This is a genomic window from Streptomyces sp. NPDC006197 (assembly GCF_040613865.1).
Lineage (GTDB): Bacteria > Actinomycetota > Actinomycetes > Streptomycetales > Streptomycetaceae > Streptomyces.
Genome location: NZ_JBEXSZ010000297.1, coordinates 1 through 1,743, shown reverse-complemented (window position 1 = coordinate 1,743; position 1,743 = coordinate 1). Strand labels below are relative to the sequence as shown.

1 protein-coding gene is annotated in these 1,743 nt (G+C 70.9%); it reads left to right on the top strand.

Annotated features, from left to right (window positions below; all coding sequences use genetic code 11):
* Window positions 1–287 precede the first annotated feature (287 nt).
* Window positions 288–1,637, top strand: a complete 1,350-nt coding sequence (locus ABZ318_RS39550; RefSeq protein ID WP_356907246.1) for a nucleobase:cation symporter-2 family protein — start codon at window positions 288–290, stop codon at window positions 1,635–1,637.
* Window positions 1,638–1,743 lie beyond the last annotated feature (106 nt).

The following is a 1,743-nucleotide window of genomic DNA, read 5'->3' as shown; positions in this document are numbered from 1 at the left end:
CAGGCACAGGGCGGGGGTCACCGTCAGGGCCACGACCATGGAGGCGATGATGGCCAGCCCCTCCGCGGCCCACCGCCCCACCCCGCTCCACCTCGCAAAGAGCCGCACCTCCTGCACCTCGCACCGCATCGCACCACCTCCCTGAACCCCTCGTCGCCGCCGACGTGTAACCGACCGGAGGAACCGCCGTGGCCGCCAAGCCCCAGGTTCGCAATGCACCAGACGCAGGCCCCGCCCCCGAAGACCGCGAGAAGCATCCGGTCGACGAGACGCTGCCCCCTCTCAAGATGCTCACCAGCGGCCTCCAGCACGTCGCCGCCATGTACGCGGGCGTCGTCGCCCCGCCCCTGATCGTCGGAGCGGCCGTCGGCCTCTCCGGCGCCGAGCTCACCTTCCTCACCGGCGCCAGCCTCTTCACCGCCGGCCTCGCCACCTTCCTGCAGACGCTCGGCGTCTGGAAGATCGGCGCCAAGCTGCCGTTCGTCAACGGCGTCACCTTCGCCGGCGTCGCGCCGATGCTGGCGATCGTCGACACCACCCGGAACAAGGCCGACGCGCTTCCCGTGATCTTCGGCGCGATCATCGTCGCCGGACTCCTCGGCTTCGCCGCCGCCCCCTTCTTCTCCCGGCTCGTGCGGTTCTTCCCGCCGGTCGTCACCGGCACCGTGATCACCCTCATCGGCGTCTCCCTCCTCCCGGTCGCGTTCGGCTGGGCCCAGGGACCCAACCCCAAGGCCGAGGACTACGGCTCGACCACGTACCTCTCGCTCGCCGGCGTCACGCTCGTCGTGGTCCTGCTGCTGCGCCGCTTCACCCGTGGCTTCCTCAAGCAGGTCGCGGTCCTGGTCGGCCTCGTCCTCGGCACGCTCATCGCCATACCCTTCGGGGTCACCGACTTCAGCCCGGTGAAGGAGGCCGACATCGTCGGCTTCCCGACCCCCTTCCACTTCGGCGCCCCGCAGTTCGCCCTCGCCGCGATCATCTCCATGTGCGTGGTCATGCTCGTCTCCATGACCGAGTCGACCGCCGACATGCTGGCGCTCGGCGAGATCGTGGAGCGGCCCGCCGACGAGAAGACCATCGCGGCCGGACTGCGCGCCGACACCCTCGGCTCCGCGCTCAGCCCGCTCTTCAACGGCTTCATGTGCAGCGCCTTCGCGCAGAACATCGGCCTGGTCGCCATGACCAGGATCCGCAGCCGCTTCGTCGTCGCCTGCGGCGGTGGCTTCCTGGTCCTCATGGGCCTCTCGCCGGTCGCCGCCTCGCTCATCTCGGTCGTGCCCCGGCCGGTCCTCGGCGGCGCGGGCGTCGTCCTCTTCGGCTCGGTCGCCGCCAGCGGCATCCAGACCCTGGTCAAGGCCGGCCTGGAGAAGGACAACAACGTGCTGATCGTGGCCGTGTCGCTGGCCGTCGGCATCATCCCGATCACGAAGCCGGAGTTCTACCACGCCTTCCCGGAGACCGCGCAGATCATCCTGGACTCCGGCATCTCGACCGGCTGCGTGGCCGCCGTCCTCCTCAACGTGGTCTTCAACCACCTGGGCCGGGGCCGCGACGCCGACGAGGTCACCGCGCCCATGGAGCCCGGCGAGGAGATCTCCGGCAGCCACACCGTGAAGGCGGCGCACGTCCACTGAACCCGCTCCTCGTCCCACCGCCCGCCCCGGTCCCCGCGCACGCCGCGGGGACCGTCACCCCGACACCGGCCCCGACGGCGACCGCCACCCCGACATCGGTACCGTC

Bases quoted from the DNA above. Each gene is read 5' to 3' on its own strand.
- ABZ318_RS39550 (WP_356907246.1), top strand. From the start codon at position 288: ATGCTCACCAGCGGCCTCCAGCACGTCGCCGCCATGTACGCGGGCGTC.